The organism is Arthrobacter sp. 2YAF22_2, from assembly GCF_052114645.1.
GTDB lineage: Bacteria > Actinomycetota > Actinomycetes > Actinomycetales > Micrococcaceae > Arthrobacter.
This window is the reverse complement of sequence record NZ_JBFRFD010000361.1, coordinates 1-3836: the sequence shown is the minus strand read 5'-3', so window position 1 is coordinate 3836 and position 3836 is coordinate 1. Positions and strand designations below refer to the sequence as shown.

The window sequence follows — 3836 nt, the reverse complement described above, 5'->3', positions numbered from 1 at the left end:
CACCTGGCCCCGGCCGACCGGGAGCGCTGCACGACGACGACGTCCCGGCCTGGTGGCAGCGGCTGGGGCTCCCGGGACTGATCGATATCCACACGCATTTCCTGCCTGAGCGGATGCTGCGTAGGGTCTGGGCCCATTTCGACGAGGCCGGGCCGCTCGTGGGCCGGCCCTGGCCGATCACCTACCGGACGGACCAAGACAGCAGGCTGGCGCGGCTCCGCATGCTGGGGGTCCGGCGCTTCACGGCTCTGGCTTACGCGCACAGGCCGGGGATGGCCGCCGACCTCAACGACTTCACGCTGGCCCTCGCCGCGGTCGAGCCGGACTGCGTCCCCAGCGCCACGTTCTTCCCCGAGGACGGCGTACTGCAGCAGGTCTCCTCCGCCCTCGACCGGGGCGCGCGGGTCTTTAAGATCCACGCCCAGGTGGGCGGTTTCGACGTGCGTGAGCCAGCCCTGGACGCCGTCTGGGGGCTCCTCGCCGACGCGGCCGTGCCCGTGGTGGTGCACGTGGGCAGCGGCCCGGTGCCGCGGCCCGGCTTCACCGGCCCGGACAAACTCGAGGGAGTGCTGCGACGGCACCCGGGGCTCACCGCCGTCGTCGCGCACCTGGGCACGCCGGAATACCGCGAGTTTATGGCCCTGGCCGAGCGGTACCCCAACGTCCATCTGGACACCACCATGGCCTTTACCGACTTCTTCGAAGCAGTGGCACCGTTCCCCGCCGCGCTGCTGCCCAGGCTCGCCGGACTCGCGGACCGGGTTGTGCTAGGCAGCGACTTCCCCAACATCCCCTACCACTACGCGCACCAGCTTGAGTCGCTCGAACGGCTGCGCGACAAGGAGCCCAGGCTCGACGACGACTGGTTGCGGGCCGTCTGCTGGTTCAACGCCGAGCGGCTGCTCGGCGGCTGAGCCCGCGGCAGGCCCCCGGAAGGCCCGTGCTGGACGGTGGTTCCCATATCGGCTGCCAGCCTGAAAGATGGTGCCCATGAGCAAACCATATGAAGCCTCCCGCCGGGTCGAGTCCGACAACCCCGAGGCGGTCGATTCAGCCGTCCGCGAGGCCACCCGGGAACTGCGCGACGGCCTCCAGCGTGACGGAATCGAAGTCAGCTTCCAGGACCTGGCCCTGCTGGGCCATTCAGAGTCCTGGGACGGCGAGGGGCAGCGCTGGGTCCACGTCGCCTGGGACGGCGCGGAGGCAGGCTAAGTCTGTGCCGCACGGGCCGGGCCTGACCTTCACATCTTGCTTTTGACCTTGGCGGTCGCTGGCGCGGTCCACGGATCCTCCGGCCAGGGATGCTTCGGATAGCGGCCGCGCATCTCGGCCCGGACCTGCGCGTAGGGCCCGGACCAGAAGGACGCCAGATCATCGGTCACGGCGAGCTGGCGCCTCGCCGGCGACAGCAGGTGGAACAGCACCGGGACGCGGCCGTCCACCAGCCGCGGTGTCTGATCCCAGCCGAAGCACTCCTGCAGCTTGACCGCGATCACCGGCCGGGCGCCGTCGTCCCCCACCGGCGGGTAGTCGATGCGCACCCGCGAGCCGCTCGGCACCAGCAGCGTCTCCGGCGCCAGCTCGCCCAGCCGGGCCGCGGCGGGCCAGGGCAGCAGCCGGCGCAACGGCTCGGCCAGTCCGACGCTGCTTGTGGCGGCTCCGGCGGCCAGGGCCTCAAGTTCCGGTGCCAGCCACTCATCCAGCCGGGCCAGCAGGGACGGCTCGGATACGTCGGGCCACGGGTCCCCCAGTTCGTGGTGGAGCAGGGCCAGGCGGCGCCGCAGCGCATCCGCCGCCGGAGACCAGCCGATGGCCTGCAGCCCGGCAAGCCCCAGAGCCCGTGCCACCGCTGCCCGGCCCTCCGCCGCGGACGGCCGCACCGGCGTCGAAGAGAGCACGATCGCGCCGAGGCGGCGTTCCCGCCGGGCCGTGACCCGGCCCTGGCCAAATCCGGCCTCCACCGTTTCGACCAGCAGGTGCGCCGCTGCGGCCTCCGCAGCGTCCGCCGTCACCGGGGCGGCCGACCGGATGACGGCGCCGGTACCGGCGGCGTCCTGCCCTTCGGCGCGCGACACCTCGGCGACGGCCAGCCATTCGTGGCCCGCGAGCCGGCTGCCCCGCGGGAGTCCGGCGCGGCTGCCGGAGCTGAGTAAGTACCGCTCCCCCACGCCCGGGACCCGGCGTGCCACCCGGTCCGGGAAAGCAAGCGCGACGACGAAGCCGACGCCCTCCGGGCCGCCAATCGCGCCCGCCGCCGTGGCGCCGCTGCCGGATCCGGATTGGCGCGCAATCGCCTCCATCCGGCGGACGTCGTCGGCCCAGCGCCCGGAGCCAGGGTCCCGGCCGGACCGCAGGGCGTGCAGGAGCCCGGTCAGATCGGCGCCGGGGGCCCGCTCGCCGCCGGCGACGACGGCGACGGCCTCCGCCGCGCTGCGGTGCCCGACAACTGACGCACCGTCCAGCAAGGCGCGGGCGAGCCGCGGATCGGCGGGCACCCGGGCCAGCAGCTTGCCCAGTTCGGTGGCAAGTCCGGCCGGGCCCACGGCGCCCAGTTCGCGCAGCACTTCAACCGCCTCGTCCATCGCCGCGCGGGGCGGGGCATCCGGCAGGGCGAGCCCGCGGCCGCCGGGTGATCCCCAGCAGGCCAGGACCAGGGCCGCGCCGGTGAGGTCCGCCACCGCCATCTCCGGGGTCTGGTGCGCCGGGGCGGCGCCGTAGCTCTTCTGGTCATAGCAGCGCACCACAAGGCCCGGGCCTTGCCGGGCGGCGCGGCCAGCGCGCTGTTCGGCCGAGGCCCGGGAGCAGGACACCGTGACGAGGCCCGTCATGCCGCGCCCGGCGTCCCGCCGCGGCTCACGGGACAGCCCGGAGTCGACCACCAGACGTACGCCCGGAACCGTCAGGGAGGATTCGGCGAGCGCCGTGGCGACAATGATCCGCGGCGGTTCGCCGGGGCCGCGGCCGGACACGGCCCTGTCCTGCAGGGCCGGCCCGACCTGGCCGTGCAGCTCCAACACCTCCGCATGCACCCGTCCGCGCAGCCGCGCGGCGACGTAAGAAACCTCCCGTGCCCCCGGAACGAAGATCAGGGCGTCGCTGTCCCGTCCGGCGRCGAGCGCCGCGGCGTGGGCGTGGGCCGCAGTGGCGGCCACGTGGTCCAGGAAAGCGTGGGTCACGCCGCGGGGGTCCAGCCGGGGACCTGGTGCCGGCGCCCATTGGATCTCCAGCGGGTACAGCGCGGACGGGCAGCCGACGACGGGAGCCGCGCCGCCGTCGTCGTCGACGGGAGCGCTTCCGGTACGGGTTTCAGGCGGCGGGTTCTCCCCCAGCAGCGCGGCAAACCGGGCCGCGTCCAGGGTCGCTGACATGGCAACCAGCGTGAGATCGCCGCGGAGCTGGCGGACCTCGGCGAGCATGCCCAGCAGCAGGTCGGTTTCCAGGCCGCGTTCGTGGACTTCGTCGAGCACCACCGCGCCGGTATCCTCCAGACCCGGATCGGCCAGCAGCCGGCGCAGCAGGATGCCCGGCGTCACGAATTCAATCCAGGTTCCGGGGCCGGCCCTGCGGTCCCCGCGGACCGTATAGCCGACGCGGTCGCCCAGCGTGCTGCCGTCCAGCTCGGCGAGGCGCCGGGCCGCGGACCGTGCGGCCACGCGGCGCGGCTGGGTCACCACGATGTGCCGAGCGCCGCCGCGCGGGGCAAGGTTGGCCAGAAGCGGGGGCACCAGCGTGGTTTTCCCCGTTCCGGGCGGTGCTTCCACCACCGCTGCCCCGCCCGCGGCACCGGCGTGCAGCGCGTCCGAGAGCCGTCCCAGTGCACCGGCGAACACCAGGCC

3 protein-coding genes are annotated in these 3836 nt (G+C 74.0%); 2 read left to right on the top strand and 1 reads right to left on the bottom strand.

From position 1 onward, the window contains the following. Together AB4Y86_RS13975 and AB4Y86_RS13970 are read left to right on the top strand one after the other, a co-directional pair. Positions 1-914 (top strand): amidohydrolase family protein (locus AB4Y86_RS13975; protein WP_441402808.1); only part of this gene is annotated, 914 nt, incomplete at its 5' end. 76 nt (positions 915-990) lie between these two features. Next, on the top strand, positions 991-1212 hold the full coding sequence (locus tag AB4Y86_RS13970; protein ID WP_441402807.1) for a hypothetical protein: 222 nt from the start codon (positions 991-993) through the stop codon (positions 1210-1212). Positions 1213-1241: 29 nt separating this feature from the next. On the opposite strand, the gene hrpB is transcribed toward AB4Y86_RS13970, so the two are convergent. Continuing rightward, a partial coding sequence (hrpB, locus tag AB4Y86_RS13965) for an ATP-dependent helicase HrpB (protein ID WP_441402806.1) occupies positions 1242-3836 on the bottom strand: 2595 nt, incomplete at its 5' end.

Coding starts and splice junctions, on each gene's coding strand:
- AB4Y86_RS13970 (WP_441402807.1), top strand. CDS start 991: ATGAGCAAACCATATGAAGCCTCCCGCCGGGTCGAGTCCGACAACCCC.